At 56.7% G+C, this 18,864-nt stretch carries 14 protein-coding genes; 7 read left to right on the plus strand and 7 right to left on the minus strand.

Annotation, left to right across the window (positions count from 1 at the left end; all coding sequences use genetic code 11):
- Positions 1-76: 76 nt before the first annotated feature.
- The 3 genes from deoC to B1C80_RS04105 form a co-directional block, all read right to left on the minus strand.
- On the minus strand, positions 77-850 hold the full coding sequence (deoC, locus tag B1C80_RS04095; RefSeq protein WP_077919793.1) for a deoxyribose-phosphate aldolase: 774 nt from the start codon (positions 848-850) through the stop codon (positions 77-79).
- Positions 851-879: 29 nt separating this feature from the next.
- Positions 880-1,593 (minus strand): GntR family transcriptional regulator, encoded by a 714-nt coding sequence (locus B1C80_RS04100; RefSeq protein ID WP_077919794.1) that lies wholly within the window; start codon positions 1,591-1,593, stop codon positions 880-882.
- Positions 1,594-1,672: 79 nt separating this feature from the next.
- A complete protein-coding gene (locus tag B1C80_RS04105; protein WP_077919795.1) occupies positions 1,673-2,062 on the minus strand; it encodes a hypothetical protein in 390 nt (129 codons plus the stop codon).
- Positions 2,063-2,282: 220 nt separating this feature from the next.
- Between B1C80_RS04105 and B1C80_RS04110 the strand changes: the two genes are divergently transcribed.
- Positions 2,283-3,815 carry a helix-turn-helix domain-containing protein gene (locus B1C80_RS04110; RefSeq protein WP_077919796.1) on the plus strand — a complete coding sequence of 511 codons (1,533 nt, stop codon included), beginning with the start codon at positions 2,283-2,285 and terminating at the stop codon, positions 3,813-3,815.
- Between the two features lie 117 nt (positions 3,816-3,932).
- Here B1C80_RS04110 and B1C80_RS04115 read toward each other — a convergent pair whose 3' ends face one another.
- A complete protein-coding gene (locus B1C80_RS04115; RefSeq protein WP_077919797.1) occupies positions 3,933-6,215 on the minus strand; it encodes an aconitate hydratase in 2,283 nt (760 codons plus the stop codon).
- Positions 6,216-6,714: 499 nt separating this feature from the next.
- Between B1C80_RS04115 and B1C80_RS28965 the strand changes: the two genes are divergently transcribed.
- The 5 genes from B1C80_RS28965 to nth all read left to right on the plus strand — a co-directional run bounded on the left by B1C80_RS28965 (position 6,715) and on the right by nth (position 14,546).
- Positions 6,715-7,530, plus strand: a complete 816-nt coding sequence (locus tag B1C80_RS28965) for a CHRD domain-containing protein (protein ID WP_077919798.1) — start codon at positions 6,715-6,717, stop codon at positions 7,528-7,530.
- A 416-nt stretch (positions 7,531-7,946) separates the two neighbouring features.
- On the plus strand, positions 7,947-10,616 hold the full coding sequence (gene topA, locus B1C80_RS04125; RefSeq protein WP_077919799.1) for a type I DNA topoisomerase: 2,670 nt from the start codon (positions 7,947-7,949) through the stop codon (positions 10,614-10,616).
- 114 nt (positions 10,617-10,730) lie between these two features.
- Positions 10,731-13,007, plus strand: coding sequence for a family 20 glycosylhydrolase (locus tag B1C80_RS04130; RefSeq protein WP_077919800.1), 2,277 nt, complete (start codon positions 10,731-10,733; stop codon positions 13,005-13,007).
- A 67-nt stretch (positions 13,008-13,074) separates the two neighbouring features.
- A complete protein-coding gene (locus tag B1C80_RS04135) occupies positions 13,075-13,776 on the plus strand; it encodes an NAD-dependent deacylase (protein ID WP_077919801.1) in 702 nt (233 codons plus the stop codon).
- 50 nt (positions 13,777-13,826) lie between these two features.
- On the plus strand, positions 13,827-14,546 hold the full coding sequence (nth, locus tag B1C80_RS04140; RefSeq protein ID WP_077919802.1) for an endonuclease III: 720 nt from the start codon (positions 13,827-13,829) through the stop codon (positions 14,544-14,546).
- Positions 14,547-14,596: 50 nt separating this feature from the next.
- Here the strand turns inward: nth and B1C80_RS04145 are convergent, their stop codons facing one another.
- From B1C80_RS04145 to B1C80_RS04155, 3 genes are all read right to left on the minus strand, one after another.
- A complete protein-coding gene (locus tag B1C80_RS04145; protein ID WP_077919803.1) occupies positions 14,597-15,307 on the minus strand; it encodes a hypothetical protein in 711 nt (236 codons plus the stop codon).
- Positions 15,308-15,383: 76 nt separating this feature from the next.
- A complete protein-coding gene (locus B1C80_RS04150) occupies positions 15,384-15,875 on the minus strand; it encodes a hypothetical protein (protein ID WP_077919804.1) in 492 nt (163 codons plus the stop codon).
- A gap of 70 nt (positions 15,876-15,945) precedes the next feature.
- Entirely contained in the window at positions 15,946-16,926 is a 981-nt protein-coding gene (locus B1C80_RS04155; protein WP_077919805.1) for an OmpA family protein, read from the minus strand.
- Positions 16,927-17,181: 255 nt separating this feature from the next.
- Between B1C80_RS04155 and B1C80_RS04160 the strand changes: the two genes are divergently transcribed.
- Positions 17,182-18,819, plus strand: a complete 1,638-nt coding sequence (locus tag B1C80_RS04160) for a hypothetical protein (protein ID WP_077919806.1) — start codon at positions 17,182-17,184, stop codon at positions 18,817-18,819.
- Positions 18,820-18,864: the final 45 nt, after the last annotated feature.

Consider the following 18,864-nt stretch of genomic DNA (forward strand, 5'->3'; position numbering starts at 1 on the left):
AAGCAACCGGGCGTAGTCTGGCTCACCGGAACGAATACTTTGCGAGCAGCCCGGTGGCCAGCCTACGGCCCACTGATCAATAGCCTTTACCTTCGGTTATGGGCGCTACGGGCGTGTCGGCCGCTACAGCACCGAACCGCCGGTACGCTTCCTCCAGAATAGCTGCCGTAGCCGAAGCGCCCAGCCGCGATACGCCCATGTCTTTGACGGTCAGCAGCCCATCGAGCGTTCGTACACCACCGGCCGCCTTAACGCGCACACCGGGGCCAACGTGGTCGAGCATCAGGCGCAGGTCAGGCAGGGTAGCGCCTTCGTAGCTGTACTTGCCATCGCTTCCCTTCACGAAGCCATACCCTGTCGATGTCTTGACAAACGCGACCCCTACTTCGGTACAGATGTTACACAGACGGACCTTGTAGCGATCTTCGGGCAGATAGTCATTTTCGAAAATAACCTTCAGAATAGCGCCATGGTCTGTACTGGCGGTATTGACTGCCCGAATTTCGCTGGTCACGTAGTCCCAGTCTTCGGCCAGCACCTTACCCAGATTGACGACCATATCGATCTCGACGGCGCCGTCGAGGCAGGCCTGAATGGTTTCGGCCACCTTGATGGAAACGGCACTGTTACCGGCCGGGAAACCGATGACCGTACCCACCAGCACGTCAGAGCCGGCCAGCAGCTCACTGGCCAGGGGTACGGCATAGGGCTTGATACAGACCGACGCTACCTCATAGCGCAGCGCCAGCTGGCAGCCTTCGCGCAGTTCGGCGTCGGTCAGGGTGGGGTGCAACAGCGAATGATCGATCATCTTGGCGATCTCGCGGATCAAAGTCTGATTAGGCGTCATGATTACGTGGTTTATACAGGGTTTAAGGGTTACAGACCATTGCTGATGGCGTACTTATCGGTATGGCAGTATAACTGGCTATACACGTGCAGTCCCGGCCGGCTGGTCAGATACCGGCGCTCCATATACAGCAAAGGGGTATGCAGCGCACACCCGAACACAGCCGCCTGCCGGGCCGTTGCACCCACAGCATAGAGCCGCTGCTGCATGTCGATGATGGCAAGCTGGTAGCGCTGGTGCAGGGTTCGAAACAGGGAGCCGTTCAGCAGGTCGTTGGTCAGCATATCGTCGAGACCGACGTTGGGCACGAAGGTGTACTCGAGCATGACCGGGTGCTCATCCGCGTACCGGATCCGTTCCAGCGCCAGACAAGTCAGAGCCCGTTCGGTATCGGTCAGCGGAAAAACGAAGGCCGACGGCCAGTCCTGTAGGGTGATGGGCTTCAGAAAGGTAGTCCGAACCGCATGGTCACCGGCTACCACCTCCGAAAACCCCTGGAACGACAGCAAACCCAGGGTCTGCCGTTCGGACCGAACAATACTCCCCCGCCCGTGCTGTCGTTCAATATAGCCGTCCCGGACCAGTTCGGTAAGCGCCTGCCGGACGGTTGTTCGCGTGGTCTGAAACTGACCCGCCAGCTCGTTCTCCGACGGCAGCAACGACCCCTTGGGGTAGACACCAGCCGTCAGCTGGGTCTTCAGCGACTCGTAGATAAGCTGGTACTGACGCGGGCGGGTAAGCATAGACAAATGTAGGCACCCCAACTTGTCTAGACAAGTATAGACGAGCTATTTTCTCCCGGTCAGGCAGTCATATACTGGCTTAGTACGAATGCGCAACCCGGCCTATCCGCACCGTGCCGGCGAACACGTCGAGCACCAGTTCTTTGTCGAGTGGGTGGCCGTTGGTGTAGTATCCGAATTCCCTGGTTACGGTATCGGCCGTAGCGCCATGCACATAGGTCATGTGGTAGCTGCCATCCGTTTTGTCGATATTCGCGAACCTAAAAGGAACCGTCAGGGAAGCACCGGCCGGTAGCCGGTAAGCCGCCGTTTGGCCCTGTCCGTCGGCTGTCGAGAACCGGAGCTGATCAAGGGCCGAAGCGGTTTGGTTGGTTACCCGAAAATGAATTTCGTGTTCAGGATGGGTAAACTGGCAGGCGCCGAGCGTCAGCAGGCATACAACCAGCGTCGTTAGGTTTATGAAGGTCATTGTGGCGGGAACAATCAGGTTGTACCGAAGAGTCTGTCGATCCGCACAGGGTTGGAACCGGGGTTGTATTTTTCAACGCCATCCGAACAGCCGCAGCCTTTTCAGAACATGACACCGGTTCCCGTGCACTTTTCGTACTTTTACTGACGGGACCAGCACTGGCCCGTTTGCCAGTAGCCTGCCATCACCTGGTTCTGACCATTTATCGTTCTTCATTCCATTGAACCTACCCGCTGACCATATTCGCCTGTTATTCGGCCTCAAACTCCGCCAGCTCCGCCTTGACCGGGGGCTGTCGGTCAGTGAGCTGGCCCAGCAGGCCGGCCTGTCTGTCTCGTACGTGACCGAGATAGAGAAAGGCCGGAAATACCCGAAAGCCGACAAGATCTCGGCGCTTGCCAATGCCATGCAGGTCGACTATGACACGCTGGTTTCCCTGAAGCTGAGCAAGAAACTGGAACCGATCTCGGACCTGCTGCGGTCAAAATTCCTGACCGAGGTACCGCTCGAGCTCTTCGGCATCGATCCGTCTGACCTGCTCGAGCTGCTGGCCGAAGCCCCCGCCAAAGTGAGTGCCATGATCCGTACGTTCATGGATATCGCCCTCACCTACAACATGAGTGTGGAGCGGCTGTACCTGACCATGCTGCGCTCGTATCAGGAAATGCACGACAATTTTTTTCCGGATATCGAAGCTGATGCCGAACGGTTCCTCAATCAGTTTGCGCCCTCGGGTCAGGCCGTCGACGAAGCCCTGCTGACCAACCTGCTCAAGACCCAGTACAATATTCATATCGAGTACTTCGACCCGCTCACGCAGCCCGAACTGACGGCCCTGCGGTCTATTTTCAGGCCCGGCCGGGCGGTATCGTCCGCAAACGCCCCGGCCGAAAAGCGAACCCTGCACCTCAACGCGGGCCTTACGCTCGAGCAGCGGTCGTTCATTCTGGCCCGCGAAGTGGGGTTTCAGTTCATGAGCCTCAAAAACCGGCCCTACACCTATTCGTGGGTTGAGGCCGAGTCGTTCGAGCAGATTCTGAATAACTACAAAGCGTCTTATTTTGCCGGCGCCATCCTGATCCGGCGCGACCAGCTGGTGGAGCGGCTGAGCGCGCTGTTTGCCCGCGACACCTGGAGCAATGACGATTTTCTACAGCTCATCACCGACTTTGGCGCTACGCCCGAGCGGTTCTTCTACCGGCTCAGCAACGTGCTGCCGAGTGCGTTCGGCATCGATCAGCTTTTCTTTTACCGGTTCAACCATACGGCGGGCCAAACGACCTTCCATCTGACCAAAGAGATGCACCTGTCGCGGCAACAGGGGCCCCGCGGCATGGTCGATGAGCACTACTGCCGCCGGTGGATCGCGCTGACCATCCTGCAGGAGCTATCGCTTCTGCAACAGAACAAAGGCTTCGACGGTACGCTCTGCCGGGCGCAGGTATCGGAGTATTTCGACACCCGGCAACAGTACCTGATTGTTTCGGTAGCCCACCCGTTCCAGGCCCGCGTGGGTGGCCAGACCGCCCAGCAGAATATGAGCGTGTCGATGTGTTTCGCGATCAACGATGCACTGCGGGCCAAGATGAAATTCCTGACGACGACCAACAACGACATCCCCTTTCGGATTGTGAACGAAGCCTGCGAACGCTGCGGGATCTTCGACTGCCGCGAACGGGTGGCCGCCCCGACGATTCTTCAGAAGAAACGTCAGTTTGCCGGCCTGAAAGAAGCCGTTGAAAAATTGAAGTAACCGAATCCAACAGCTACTCATGTCCGGGTGAGATGCAAAAAAACCGGCTGGCAATCCGTAAGGACCGCCAGCCGGTTTTTTTATAGTCAATGACAGACAGCAGGTCCGTCATCGGATTTACGCGTTTTGCTTCATCCGGATGATGTTCAGCGCAGCACCCGCCTTGAACCACTCGATCTGTCCCTGGTTGTAGGTATGATTCGCCTGGAACTCATCGGTGGTACCGTCGGCATGGTGAAGCACAATACCCAGCGGACGACCCGGAGCGAACTCGGTCAGGCCGGTGATATCGATGCTGTCATCTTCCTGAATTTTGTCATAGTCGGCTGGGTTGGCAAACGTCAGCGCCAGCATACCCTGCTTTTTCAGGTTGGTTTCGTGGATACGGGCAAACGACCGCACCAGAATGGCCCGAACGCCCAGGAAGCGGGGTTCCATAGCCGCGTGCTCACGCGATGAGCCTTCGCCATAGTTCTCGTCGCCTACCACGACCGATCCGATGCCAGCCGCTTTATACGCCCGCTGCACCGCCGGTACTTCGCCGTACTCGCCCGTGAGCTGGTTTTTCACGCTGTTGGTCTTCTCATTGTAGAAGTTGACAGCGCCGATCAGCATGTTGTTCGAGATATTGTCGAGGTGCCCGCGGTATTTCAGCCACGGACCGGCCATCGAAATATGGTCGGTAGTACACTTGCCTTTGGCTTTGATGAGCAGCTTGAGACCGGCCAGGTCGGTACCTTCCCAGGCAGCAAACGGAGCCAGCAACTGCAGACGATCCGAGGTGGGCGATACGATTACCTGAACCCCCGATCCGTCTTCGGCAGGAGCCTGATAACCGGCGTCGTCGACGGCATAGCCTTTAACGGGCTGCTCGATACCCTGCGGCTCATCGAGTTTCACCTGCTCCCCATTTTCGTTGGTCAGCGTATCGGTCATCGGGTTGAAGGTCAGGTCACCGGCAATGGCCAGAGCCGTCACGATTTCGGGCGACGCCACGAAGGCGTGGGTGCTGGCGTTGCCATCGTTCCGCTTGGCGAAGTTGCGGTTGAACGACGTGATGATCGAGTTCTTGCGGGTCGGATCGTCCATGTGACGCGCCCACTGCCCGATGCAGGGTCCGCAGGCGTTGGCCAGCACTACGCCCCCCATGTCTTCAAACGTACCCAGCAGCCCGTCGCGCTCGGCCGTAAACCGCACCAGCTCCGAGCCAGGGGTAACGGTGAACTCCGACCGGACTTTCAGGTTTTTGCTAACCGCCTGAGCCGCTACCGACGCCGACCGGGTCAGGTCTTCGTAGCTCGAGTTGGTGCAGGAACCGATCAGGCCTACCTCCAGTTTTTCGGGCCAGCCGTTTTCTTTCACCGCTTTGGCAAAGTTCGACAGCGGCCAGGCCAGATCGGGCGTGAACGGGCCGTTGATGTGCGGCTCCAGGGTGTTCAGATCAATCTCGATCAGCTGATCGTAGTACGTTGCCGGGTCGGCATAGACCTCGTCGTCGGAACGCAGATGCGCTTTTACGGCTTCAGCCGCATCGGCAATATCGGCGCGGCTGGTAGCCCGCAGGTAGTTGGCCATGGCCTCATCATAGGCAAAAATCGACGTGGTAGCGCCGATCTCAGCACCCATGTTACAGATCGTACCTTTGCCGGTAGCCGACAGACTTTCGGCCCCTTCGCCGAAGTATTCGACGATGCAGCCCGTACCGCCTTTTACGGTCAGGATACCCGCCACCCGCAGGATCACATCCTTGGCTGATGCCCAGCCGCTCAGTTTACCCGTTAGTTTTACGCCAATCAGCTTGGGCATTTTAAGCTCCCAGGCCAGGCCCGCCATCACGTCGCAGGCATCGGCCCCACCAACACCGATCGCAATCATACCCAGACCACCGGCATTGGGCGTGTGCGAATCGGTACCGATCATCATGCCCCCCGGAAATGCATAGTTCTCGATCACCACCTGGTGAATGATGCCGGCGCCCGGCTTCCAGAAACCAATGCCGTATTTATTCGAGATCGACGCCAGGAAGTCATATACTTCTTTGTTTTTGCTTTTCGCAATGTCGAGGTCTTTATCGGCACCTACTTCAGCCTGGATCAGGTGGTCGCAGTGCACCGTCGATGGAACAGCCACCTGCGGCCGACCGGCCTGCATAAACTGCAGCAGGGCCATCTGGGCCGTTGCATCCTGCATAGCTACCCGGTCAGGCGCGAAGTCTACGTATGCTTTACCCCGCTCATATGCCTGCGTGGGTTGGGCCGAGGTACCGGCACCGGCAAAGAGGTGACTGTATAAGATTTTTTCCGACAGGGTCAGTGGGCGGCCCACTACCTGCCGGGCTGCTTCAATGCGCTCGCCCAAACCGGCATACACGCGTTGAATCATGTCGACATCAAAAGCCATGATAATAACGGATTATAAGGTACTGAATAGGGTATCTAGTAAGCTAACCAGCAAATTCAGTAAATGGATTCCAGTTAGCGGGTCAAAATTAGAGGATTCTATTTCGTTTTGGAAATATTCTCACGGCTAGCTTGCCCGAGCCGGCCCAGATTCCCGGCGACAGGGGCTGTTGACTCATCATAACCCGAAGATTCATATCCGGATTTCTCACCCCCAGCCTCGCCGAATGGGCTCCGGCAGCGGCCAACCGTTCCTTTAGGGGGCTGGGGGGGTAGAAAAGGCCCGCCCTTCGAGCCGACTAACCTCAGCCAATAGCTTCCCCAAACAACCTCTTATGTGGGCTAACTTTTGTGAAGACCCTTTTTTTGTCCGGTAGCCTTAACAGACCGTACCCGGTCGGCACAATCTTACGTATATCTCCTGCTGGCTCTAGTGGTAATTACATAAGTATCAGTAGCTTTGACAAAACTCTACTTATACCCCTTACTCTTTCACCTTTATGAACAAACTAGCTACCCTGCTGGCCGTGGCGTTACTCGTCTGTCTGGCCGCCACCTTCTATGCCTGTAACGATCATCAGGCTGCTCCTCCCGACGCCAGAATTGAGCTGGTAGCCACCCTGAGTGGGGCCGCCGAACGGCCAGTCTCGGTAACAACAGCCGCCACTGGCTCGTTCGTTGGCGTGCTTGATCGCTCGACCCGGGTGCTCAGCTATACCGTTACCTACACCGGTTTGCGGCCCACCATGGGCCATTTGCACCGCATCACGCCCAACTCAGCGGTTGGCAACGGACCGGTTGAGATCCCCTTTACTACCCTCGATTCGCCTATTATTGGTACAACAACCCTGGCAACGACCAGCCGAGTCGATAGCCTGATCAACGGATTCTATTACGCCAACCTCCATACGGTAGCCTACCCCGCCGGTGAGATCCGGGGTAACATTCGGCCTAAAGGGATAATTCGGCTAAAAGCCACACTCAACGGAGCGTCGGAAAAACCCACGCCCGTTACGTCATCGGGGTCAGGGACCTTTACGGGGCTGGTCGATCCGGTTACCCGGGTGCTCAGCTATACCGTTACCTATTCGGGCCTGACGCCGGTTATGGGGCACCTGCACCGCATTACCCCCTACTCGACCATTGGTAATGGGCCCGTTGAGATTCCTTTCACCAGTCTGAGCTCACCCATCTCCGGCACTACGACCCTGGCAACGCCTGGCCGGGTCGACAGCCTGCTGAACGGATTTTACTATGCCAACCTCCATACCGCAGCCTACCCGGCTGGTGAGATTCGGGGCGACATCAAGCCATAAACGGACTACAGCCTACCCCAAAAAAGGGTATCCTATAGTATGGGATACCCTTTTTTGGGCCCCTCCGGGTTCAACCAGGCAACCGATCAGGAGCTATTTAGCCCGAATCAGGCATGTATTTTGGTAGTAACTAAAACAAAGTAATTAAACGTTGATTTATACACGCCTTACGACCCAGTAAACGAACGTTGACCAACCGTATGGCGTTATAAAAGGGAGCCATTCTCCGATCTTTTCCCGCCGTACGCATTTTGTGCATTTGCATAAGTCAATTTGTTTGCGCCTATATTTGGCTCGACCTGCATAAGGTCAGCCAGTATGGACGTCGGCCAGATTGACCCGGTCTGGACTGAAATGCTGATGTAATCTACCGCGGGATAAATGTCCCGGAGCCATTATCAACCTGAACACACAACATGTCGAAGAACTTAGTCATTGTGGAGTCGCCAGCGAAGGCCAAGACCATTGAAGGCTACTTAGGCAAAGACTTTACCGTGAAGTCGAGCTTCGGCCACGTCCGTGATCTGCCCAAAGACGGACTGGCCGTCGATGTCGCGAACGGATTCCGGCCCTCGTACGAAATATCGCCCGACAAGAAAAAACTGGTGAGTGAACTGAAATCGCTGGCTAAGTCGGCCGAAGAGGTATGGCTGGCAACGGACGATGACCGCGAGGGCGAAGCTATCTCCTGGCATCTGAAAGAAGCCCTCGGCCTGCGCGACAACACCAAACGCATCGTTTTTCGGGAAATCACCAAAAACGCGATCCTGAACGCCATCCAGTCGCCCCGTACCATCGACGTCGATCTGGTGAATGCTCAGCAGGCCCGGCGTGTGCTGGACCGGCTGGTTGGTTACGAACTTTCGCCCGTTTTATGGCGCAAGATCAAAGGTGGACAGAGTTTATCGGCCGGGCGTGTGCAATCGGTTGCGTTGCGGCTCGTCGTAGAGCGCGAGCGCGAAATCGATGCTCACTCGTCGAAATCGTCGTTTAAAGTTACTGCCCAGTTCATTGTCGACGGCAATAAGGTACTGAACGCCGAGCTGCCGAAGAACTTCCCCACCGCCGGCGATGCCCGGGCATTCCTGGATGCCTGCATTGGCGCTTCGTTTACGATCCGGAACCTGGAGACCAAACCCGCCAAGAAGTCGCCCGCGCCCCCCTTTACGACCTCTACCCTGCAACAGGAAGCGTCGCGTAAACTGGGCTACTCGGTAGACCGAACCATGCGCATCGCGCAGAATCTGTACGAAGCCGGTAAGATTTCCTACATGCGTACCGACTCGACCAGCCTCTCGCAGGAAGCCATCGGCAAAGCGAAAGCCGAAATTGAAAGCGAATTCGGCGACAAGTACGTGCAGACCCGGCAGTTCAAGACCAAAAACGAGTCGGCCCAGGAAGCCCACGAAGCCATTCGGCCCACGAACTTCAACGACCGCAACGCCGGCGCCGACCGCGATCAGAAACGACTCTACGAACTGATCTGGAAACGCGCCATTGCCTCGCAGATGGCCGACGCCCAGCTGGAGCGCACCACCGTGACGATTGCCATTGGTTTTGCCAATGGCCAGTCAGTTTCGGTACAGGCTAACCTGGACGACAGCCCGTTCGATGCGCCCGTTGCCAGCGGCAAATCGAACTCGGCCGGCTTCCCTAAAGAACTGGTTGCGCAGGGTGAGGTCATCAAGTTCGACGGCTTTCTGCGGGTATATATGGAATCGAAAGATGACGAGGATGATGAAGATGCCAAAGGCATGCTCCCGCCCCTCCGCATCGGACAGGACCTGACCCTCGGTCAGATGAAAGCTACCGAGAAGTTTACCCGGCCGCAGCCCCGCTACGCCGAAGCCTCGCTGGTGAAGAAACTCGAAGAAATGGGCATTGGCCGTCCTTCCACCTATGCGCCAACCATATCAACGATTATCAACCGCGGCTATGTTGTCAAGCAGGATAAGCCCGGCCAGGAGCGTAAGTACGTCGAATACACCCTGCAGCAGAATCAGATCAGCGAGACGAGCGGAAAGGAAACGTTCGGTTCCGAAAAAGCCAAGCTCTTCCCGACCAACACGGGCATTGTAGTAAATGATTTTCTGGTCGAGTACTTCCCGGACATTGTCGATTACAAATTCACGGCTACGGTCGAGAAAGAGTTCGATGAAATTGCCGATGGTAAGGTTAACTGGCAAACCATGCTTGGCGACTTCTACGTTGATTTCCACAAGAACATCGAAGATATACAGGGTTCATCGGGCGTGTCGTTCAAAACCGGCGAACGCGTGCTGGGCGCAGATCCGGCTACCGGCAAACCCGTTTCGGCCCGACTGGGCAAATACGGGGCCTACGTGCAGATCGGTGAAGCCAGCGACGAAGAGAAGCCCCGCTATGCCAACCTGCGCGACGGCCAGCTGATCGAAACCATTACCCTCGACGAGGCCATGAACCTCTTCGCCCTTCCCCGTGAGGTTGGTTTCTTCGAAGACCAGGCCATGACCATCGGTATCGGTAAGTTTGGCCCCTACGTCAAGCATGACGGCAAATACGTATCGCTCACCCGCGACGACGACCCTTATACGATCTCAGCCGAACGGGCTATTGAGCTGATTCAGCAGAAACGGGCGGAATCGGTCAGCGAATCGCTGGGCGAGTTTGAGGGCACACTGGTTACCACGGGCAAAGGCCGGTTTGGTCCGTACGTGAAGCATCTCGACAAATACATTTCCATCCCGCGCAATGAGTCGCTGGCCGAGCTCAGCCTGGAGCGGGCTATCGAGCTCATCCAGCAGAAGCGCCAGGCAGAAGCCAACAAGTACATAAAAGAGTTTGCCGAGCGGCCCGAGATCAAGATTGTAAACGGTCAGTACGGCCCTTATCTGGCCGTGGGCAAACGAAACGTACGCATCCCGAAGGATGTAGACGCGGCCTCGCTGACCCTGGACGACTGTTTGAAACTGGCCGGCGAGGGCGAAGAGTCCGCCGGTAAACCGACGGCGAAAAAGGCCGGTTCAACCGGTAAAACCAAGGCTACAGCCAAAGCACCGACGGCGAAAAAAACGACGGCCAAGAAGCCCGCGGCCAAGTCTAAATAAGCCAACGAAAATGGCTAGCCTCAACCCCCCATCCAGACCGTCTGGATGGGGGGTTGCTTTTTCATACGGTCGATCGTGCTTACCTTGCCCGTTCATTCTTGCCCCATCTTTCGTATGAAGTACCTGATTGGTCTGTTACTCCTCTCTTTTGCAGCTATCGGTCAACAACCCGAAAACCAGTATAATCTCATTCCGTTTCCTGCCCGCTTTGCTGGTCAGGATGGCCAGTTTTCCATTACCAGCACCACCCGACTGGTTACCGCGCCCGGTACCGATGCGGGCGTACGGGCCGTAGCCCAGACCTTTGCGAGCCAGGTCAAAGCAGCTAATGGACCCACCCTTAGCCTGGCGGCTGCCAGCCCGGCCCTGGCCAAAGGCGCGCATATTTTCCTGACCATCAACAAAAAGTTAACCCTGGGCGACGAGGGCTACAAACTGACCATCGCACCTAATAAAGTAACCGCCGAAGCCGCAACCCCACGGGGCCTGTTCTACGCCACCCAGACCCTGCGGCAACTCCTGACGGACAACCGACTGCCCGCCTGCCAGATTACCGATAAACCACGCTTCGGCCATCGGGGTCTGATGCTGGACGTCAGCCGCCATTTTATGCCGGTATCGTTCGTGAAGAAGTTCATCGATCTGATGGCCATGCATAAACAGAACACCTTCCACTGGCACCTGACCGACGATCAGGGCTGGCGGATCGAGATTAAGAAATACCCGAAGCTGACCCAGATCGGCAGCCAGCGCCCCGAAACCCTCGTTGGTCAGTTTTACCAGAACTACCCCATGCAGTACGACGGCAAACCGCACGGCGGGTTCTACACGCAGAACGACATTCGGGAGGTAGTCCGGTACGCGCAGAGCCGCTTCGTCACGATCGTTCCCGAAATCGAGATGCCGGGTCACGCGCGAGCCGCTCTGGCTGCCTATCCCGAGCTGGGCTGCGAACCCACCAAAGGCTATACGGTGGCTACCCACTGGGGTGTCTTTGACGACGTATTTTGCCCGTCGGAGAAAACGTTTACTTTTTTGCAGGACGTACTGACCGAAGTTGTGGCTCTCTTTCCGGGTAAGTATGTGCATATCGGGGGTGACGAGTGCCTGAAAACGGCCTGGAAACAAAGCGCGTTCTGCCAGGAGCTTATGAAGAAGAACAAGCTCAGAGACGAAAACGAACTGCAGAGCTACTTCATCCGGCGGATGGAGAAATTCCTGAACAGCAAAGGCCGGAGTATTATTGGCTGGGACGAAATTCTGGAGGGCGGTGTCGCCCCCAACGCAACGATCATGAGCTGGCGCGGTACAGCGGGTGGCATCGCTGCTGCCAAACAGAAGCATACGGTCATCATGACCCCTACCGATAACTGCTACCTGGATTATTACCAGGGCAACCCCGCCACCGAACCCCTGGCCATTGGCGGCTACCTGCCGCTAGACAAGGTCTATGCCTACGAACCCATGCCCGCTGAGCTAACGGCCGAGCAGCAGAAGTATATTCTGGGTGTGCAGGGTAATATCTGGACCGAGTACATGCCAACCCCGGAGTCGGTCGAGTATATGGTCTGGCCCCGGGCGCTGGCGCTGGCCGAGATCGGCTGGATGCCCGCTGGCCCGCGCAACTTCGAGGACTTTGCGATGCGGCTAAAGAATCACCTTCCCAAACTGGACGCCAGCCGGGTCAACTACGCCAAACGACTGTTCGATATATCGGCGCAAACGCAGGCCAATGAGCAGGGGCAGGTTCAGGTGAAGTTAACCAAGCTCGATGCCGACAGCCGCATTTTCTTTACGACCAATGGCAAAGAACCCAGCGAGAAGAGCAGCGAATACAGCGGCCCTATCACCCTGACCAAGACAACAACCCTGCGCGCTATCACCCAGACGGGGGGCCGGCTCACCCAAACCTTCACCCTGCATAAGGCTAAGAATAAGCCTTACACCTACGCCACTGCTCCGCAGGGCGATGCTACCGCCAACAACCTGAAACTGACCGATGGCGTACGGGGCGAAACACCCCGCGACCGGCGCCAGTGGGTCAGTGTCTACGGCACCGACCTGGACCTGACGCTGGATCTGGGCGAGGTTACGAGTGTCTCGAAAGTGTCGCTCAATTTCCTGAAGATCATTCTGGAAGGAGGCTTCCCGCCGACCTCCGTAGAGGTGGCTCTCTCGCGCGATGGGCAGGACTTCAAAGAGGCTATTGCCCAACCCGTAACCTACGAGTTGAACGGCCCCTGGTCGATCCTGCCTGTGGTGGCCGATTTCCGGACGGGTCGGGCTCGTTACGTGCGTATACGCGCTAAAAACGCCGGTGTCTGCCCAGCCGGGCACCCCAGTGAAGGCAAAAAAACCTGGTTTGCCACCGACGAAATCGTGGTCGAATAGGTATCTTTAAGGAGCCAAGCAGCCGGGTAAAATCCAACCTGCTCCGCCCGGCTGCTTGCCTTATTTCATGGACACACGCAAAAAGATTGTTGTTTTGTCGGGGGCGGGGGTCAGCGCCGAAAGCGGTATCCCCACGTTCCGGGCGTCGGATGGGCTGTGGGAAAACCACCGGATCGAAGACGTAGCCACCCCCGATGCCTGGCGCCGAAACCGGGCCTTGGTTCAGGATTTTTATAATCAGCGTCGGAAACAGGCCCTCCAGGTTCAACCCAATGCGGGCCATTATGCGCTGGTCAGGCTGGAGGAGCAGTACGACGTTACCATCGTTACGCAGAACGTTGACAACCTGCACGAAAAAGCCGGTTCATCTACCGTTGTACACCTGCACGGCGAACTGTTCAAAGCCCGATCCACCGTCGATGAATCGCTCGTTTATTCGATGGACGGCTGGGAGCTCAAAGAAGGCGACCTTTGTGAGAAAGGCTCTCAGCTGAGGCCGCATATCGTCTGGTTCGGGGAGGCCGTACCGATGATGGACATGGCCATGGATATTGCCGGGGAGGCAGACATTTTTATTGTGGTCGGTACCTCCCTGAACGTTTATCCGGCCGCTGGCCTGGTCTATGGTGTACGGAAGGGCGTTCCTGTTTACGTGGTCGACCCACACACACCCAGTATGCGCAAAACGTCGGAGGTAACCTTTATTCAGGAGCCCGCAACGGTGGGGCTGACTCAGCTGGCAGACCAGCTGCTGTCGGGCACGACGTAAACAGTATCAGCCAAACCGGGTTCATCAGAAACGCTCAACGTTTCTGTTCCATGACATCCCAATCTGACGAGACAACCAAAACCCTGGACGCCCACCAGCGGCTCAATGAGTTCTACGGGGTTCAGGCTATCTATGGCCGGGCGGACCCGATGCATGAACTCGTCGGCACCATCCTGTCGCACCGGACTACCCACCATAACGAAGTGGTAGCCTATCGAACCCTGCGCGAGCGGTTTCCAAGCTGGGAGTCTGTGCGGGATGCGCCCTTGCCGGACCTGATCGACGCCATCAAAACGGCTAATTATCCCGAGGTTAAAGCCCCGTATATTCAGAATCTGCTGGCTCACCTCATCCGCGAAACCGGTGTGGCCAACATCGACTTTCTGCGCGACCTGTCTACCGACGAGGCCATGAAATGGCTAACCGACCTGCCGGGTATCGGGCTGAAAACGGCCACCCTCTTGCTGCTGTTCAACTTTCAGAAACCGGTACTGCCCGTTGATACCCACGTCCATCGGGTAACCCAGCGACTCGGTCTGATCGGTCCTAAAGTCAGCGCCGAAAAAGCCCATACGCTCCTGCTGGAACGCCTGCCTGCCGATCCTCTCGTCTTGTTCAACTTCCACAAACACTTCTACTGGCATGGCCAGCGGGTGTGTACCTGGTACAATCCCCGCTGTGGCGAATGCGTCCTTCGCGACCAGTGTGTTTACTTCCAGTCTGGCCTGACCCTGGCTCTCAGCAGTACGCCCAGCCGTAAAAACAAATAGCCGCCGTACCAGCAACTGGCACGACGGCTACAAGAGAGGAACGAGCCGGATCAGGAGGTGGCTCCGTATTTCTTTTCGTAAAACGACTTTGACTGATCGACCCAGTTGTCGCGTTCGATGCGGCCGGGGAAGAACTCGATGATTTCGTTTACCTGATCGATGTCTTCCTTGGTGAAGTTGGCCACCTGCCGGAACGTGTAGATACCGAGACTGTGTAATTTACGCTCCAGAAACGGACCTACGCCCACGATGTCCTTCAGGTCATCAGCTTCGGCGGCTGTAGCCCGACCGATCCGGTCGAAGTTCAGTTCACCGGCGCGGGCCGCAATCCGGCTCAGCACGGCCACTTCCGAGTTCTCGGCTACTGCGCCGGCATCGGTACCGGCCAGCCCAACGGCCTCGGCCTCCCGGGTAGCGACGACCGGTACCAGCGGATCGGCATCGATTGGGTCCGGGGTCGTATCGAAACTCAGGGCCGGCTCGAGCGGGTCGGCATGAACATAGGTAGGCGGCATCTCCGCTATGGGCGCGGGCCGGGCGGGCACGGAAGCAGCCGGCATCCGCCCCGAGGTCGACATAAACTTGGTCCGGCGGCATTCGTCCAGCTCGGCTTCTTTGTTTGTGAGTGCGGTCCGCAGTGTCCGGATGCGGCCGGCCAGGATTAACCGTCCCAGCAACCAGCCAACCAGCGCGGCAAATGCCAGCAGCAATAGTATTTCGGCTATGGCAACCGGGCGACTCAATGGATCTAATCCAAACATGATTTTGTCTGTTTTTAGGTTTCAGTATTCGGTACGTAGGACCTCATGAAGGCCTACCTGTGCATCAAATCGCGTTTTATTGTTTTTTAATCAGGTCCGTTGCCTGCCCCACCCAGTTGTCACGCTCGATACGACCGGGGAAGAACTCGATCACATCGTTTACCTGATCGATATCTTCCCGGTTGAAGTTAGCAATCTGCCGAAACGTGTAGATGCCCACAGCGTGCAGCTTTTTCTCCAGAAAAGGCCCAATACCAACAATGATTTTCAGATCGTCGGCTTCGTCCAGAGAGGCCAGACCGATCCGGTTAAAATTCAGCTCACCCGCGCGGGCTGCTATCCGATTCAGCACGATGGCTTCCTCGGTGCTGCTACTGGCCGACGCCGTGGGCATGCGCTGACAGTCATCAACGGCCCGTTCGGTTGTAGCCAGCTCGCTTTCGAGCTGACGGACCGTACTCTTCCGCGATACATAACCAATGATAAAACCCAGCATTCCGGCCACAAACAGCATTATCCACTGCTGCATCTGGGCCTCGGGCAGGTTGAGGGGGTTCATGTCAAACATACGACTGTTGGAGTTAAAAGTACGACTGCGGGCCGACCGGCTGGTCGGCCCGAGCAGATGAGAGGATGTATTACTTGACTACGACCATAACCCGGCGATTGGCTTTACGGCCTTCGCGAGTGTCGTTAGAGGCTTTAGGATTGGCTTCCCCTTTGGCGTCGGTCACGATCTGATCGGGCGAGATGCCCGACTGGCGCAGTCTGGCCTTGACCTGGTTGGCGCGGTCACGTGAGAGTCGCAGGTTTACGTCGTCCGGACCGGAGTTATCGGTATAGCCGGTAAGTACGAGCTTCTTATCTTTATGCGTTGACAGGTACGCAACGGCTTCTTTAAAGAATTTAGCGGTTTCGGGAGTTTTGATGTAGTTGGCCTCGCCCAGCGGGAAGTACAGATCGATGGGCTCAAAAACCGTCGTGAATTTTTCTTTGGCAGCCAACCCCGCTTCGGTGATGCCCGCAGCCACGGTTTCGGTAGCCGGAGCAGTAGCGGTCGACGTCGTATCGGTGGTCAGATCGGTCAGAGTCGTATCGACAGGCGACGCGCTGTCGGCTCCGTCGAAGACAAAGTTTAGCCCACCATACAGCGAGTCACCGGCAGCCGTGAACGTCAGATCATCCTGCAATACGCCTTTCGTAGTCAGCGATGCCGCCGGAACGCCCTGCTGCACCAGATACTGTTTGATGCCCTCGGCGCGGGCAAGGCCCAGATTGGGGAACGAACTGGTATTCGCTTCCGTCGATGCGTAATACCCTCTGATCTCCATGGTTCGGCCGGTAGTTTTGAGATAAGCCGTTAATGAATCGAGCGATCCGCCCAGCGCACTCATATTGGCATTGGCTCCCGACTTGGCAAAGCTGAAGTTGCCAGCCATATCGAGCCTGAACCGGTCACCGTCGGCAATGATTAGCGAGGGCATGGCAACGGTCGGCAAGGTGGTGGACGATGGCAGATCGTCAACGCACAACTGCTTGATTTTGCAGACATGCCACCAGGTTGAACCGATCATCCAAAGCACCAGCAGGATAATCCAAGGGGTTTTATTGGTGAACATAGCGATAGTGGGGTTAGAAAGTACCTCTCGGTTTCGAGTGCGGCTATTAGACGGCGATCCCGGAAAAGGTTGCTCAAAAATACATGCAAGCAGTATAAATACAAGACTGTCAGGGAATCTCAATATGCTGTCTCCACCCATAGTAGCACGAACCCCGGCCAGTCTGTCAATTAGTTACCGACATCACCTATCCATAACCGAAAAAGACTAGTTTTGTAAGTAGTTCTATAGAACTAACATCCATACCATCTTATCATGACCCATATCCTTCCGGCTTTGCTCCGTGCGGGACTGCTGTTAATGGTGTTCGCCCTGCTGAGCCGTTGTCAAAACGGCGTCACCGCCGTAGACCAGACAGCCGAACCACCCGACATTCCCAAAACGGTAGCGCTGCCGCCCCTCCCGCCCCCTACCCGCCCTTTTACGTACGAAACGCCGACCGAGTCGAGCGCCTGGATGGGTACCAACCCCAACTCCATCAACGGCCGACCCATTGGACCGGTATCGGCGGCCGAATCGTCAATACTACGGGTCGAGGTTCGGCGGGATTACGGAGGGAGCATTCAGATCTACGACAAAGTCAGCAACCAGGCCCTCATCAACTTCTACGATATGGGCCGCGAGTCAGGCATGGCCTCGTACGGTGGGCCCCGAAGCTTCGCCGACGACTCGCCCCGCTGGAAAAACATCGGTTATAATCCACTACAGGCTGGCGACGATGGATTTAACCCATCTCCCATCCTGGTTCACGGCATTGTGAACGGCTGGATCTATACGAAAGCCCAGTGTTTGTCCTGGGCCCATCAGGATGCCCGCCGACTGCCTTTTTTCTACGAACAGTGGGTTGGCGTCGACAGCAACAAAGTGCACGTCAAGGTCAGACTAACCCACCAGCGACCCGACAAAACGTTCTACAACGTCGAAGAGCAGGAATGGCCCATGATGATGATCAGCGGGCACCGCAGGGTTCATTTCTATACCGGCTCACGCCCCTACCAGCACGACCTGACTACCGTAAGCGACGGCATTGAACGGAGTATCGGCAGCATGGCTACCCAGCAAAGCACGCCTTTCTACCTGACCGAACCCTGGGAAGGCGTCGAGATTGCGCCAGACCGGCTGATTGGGTTATATAGCCCCGGTTTCTTCCGGGCCAACTACAACGTAGCCGCCCTGACCCCCTCGCCCGACAACAGCGAAGGAAGCCTGACGCTGACCTATGTAGGCAACCGGCCCATGGTTCATTTAGACAGCGACAATATCTGGCACAAAGATTACACGTATATACTTGGCAGTGAGCAGGATATACGTCAGTACGTATACGCGCAGCCCCGGCAGATGGTGCCCGATTTTACGTTCAACAAAGCCGGTGGCCGTAACGGCTGGTTCATCCAGGATGGCGGCTATGATCAGCAGGAACCGTTCTCGTCCGACGACTGGCGGGTTATGTTCACCGGCAAAACCGAAAATGGCGTCACCAACGCCCGGGGTACTAAACTCATCTCAACGACGGGCAGCTGGCCCGCCAGTCAATCCGGAACCCTGTACATCCGTATGGCATATACCGGCCCGCCCGGTGCTCCGGCTCAGGTTCCTCTGCGGTTGGCCTGGCTGCTGAACGGGCAGGAACCCAACGGCTTCAACAGTCAGTATCCGGACCAGAACCGAACCCGGTTTCCCAGGGGCATTCGGGGGCCTGACGATCAGTACGTCCCCCTGGTCGTTCAAAATGACGGACAGATGCACACCTACAAACTAACCATGACGGGTCATCCTGCCTGGAAAGATGTAGTGCAGCAGTTCGAGATTGCGCACAACTACAGTCCGGCTTTTGTCGCACCCGGCGAAGTGCTGACGCTCCGCTATTTCGGCACGCACGATCCGGGGCAATAGATACCTGTGCTGTTTTAGGGCTTTTTTTCTTCCACACCATACAGA

The sequence above is a fragment of the Spirosoma sp. 209 genome (assembly GCF_002006735.1).
In the GTDB taxonomy this organism is placed as follows: Bacteria; Bacteroidota; Bacteroidia; order Cytophagales; family Spirosomataceae; genus Spirosoma; species Spirosoma sordidisoli.

Coding starts and splice junctions, on each gene's coding strand:
- deoC (WP_077919793.1), bottom strand. CDS start 850: ATGACGCCTAATCAGACTTTGATCCGCGAGATCGCCAAGATGATCGAT.
- B1C80_RS04100 (WP_077919794.1), bottom strand. CDS start 1,593: ATGCTTACCCGCCCGCGTCAGTACCAGCTTATCTACGAGTCGCTGAAG.
- B1C80_RS04105 (WP_077919795.1), bottom strand. CDS start 2,062: ATGACCTTCATAAACCTAACGACGCTGGTTGTATGCCTGCTGACGCTC.
- B1C80_RS04115 (WP_077919797.1), bottom strand. CDS start 6,215: ATGGCTTTTGATGTCGACATGATTCAACGCGTGTATGCCGGTTTGGGC.
- B1C80_RS28965 (WP_077919798.1), top strand. CDS start 6,715: ATGAACAAACTAGCTACCCTGCTGGCCGTGGCGTTACTCGTCTGTCTG.
- topA (WP_077919799.1), top strand. CDS start 7,947: ATGTCGAAGAACTTAGTCATTGTGGAGTCGCCAGCGAAGGCCAAGACC.
- B1C80_RS04130 (WP_077919800.1), top strand. CDS start 10,731: ATGAAGTACCTGATTGGTCTGTTACTCCTCTCTTTTGCAGCTATCGGT.
- B1C80_RS04135 (WP_077919801.1), top strand. CDS start 13,075: ATGGACACACGCAAAAAGATTGTTGTTTTGTCGGGGGCGGGGGTCAGC.
- nth (WP_077919802.1), top strand. CDS start 13,827: ATGACATCCCAATCTGACGAGACAACCAAAACCCTGGACGCCCACCAG.
- B1C80_RS04145 (WP_077919803.1), bottom strand. CDS start 15,307: ATGTTTGGATTAGATCCATTGAGTCGCCCGGTTGCCATAGCCGAAATA.
- B1C80_RS04150 (WP_077919804.1), bottom strand. CDS start 15,875: ATGTTTGACATGAACCCCCTCAACCTGCCCGAGGCCCAGATGCAGCAG.
- B1C80_RS04155 (WP_077919805.1), bottom strand. CDS start 16,926: ATGTTCACCAATAAAACCCCTTGGATTATCCTGCTGGTGCTTTGGATG.
- B1C80_RS04160 (WP_077919806.1), top strand. CDS start 17,182: ATGACCCATATCCTTCCGGCTTTGCTCCGTGCGGGACTGCTGTTAATG.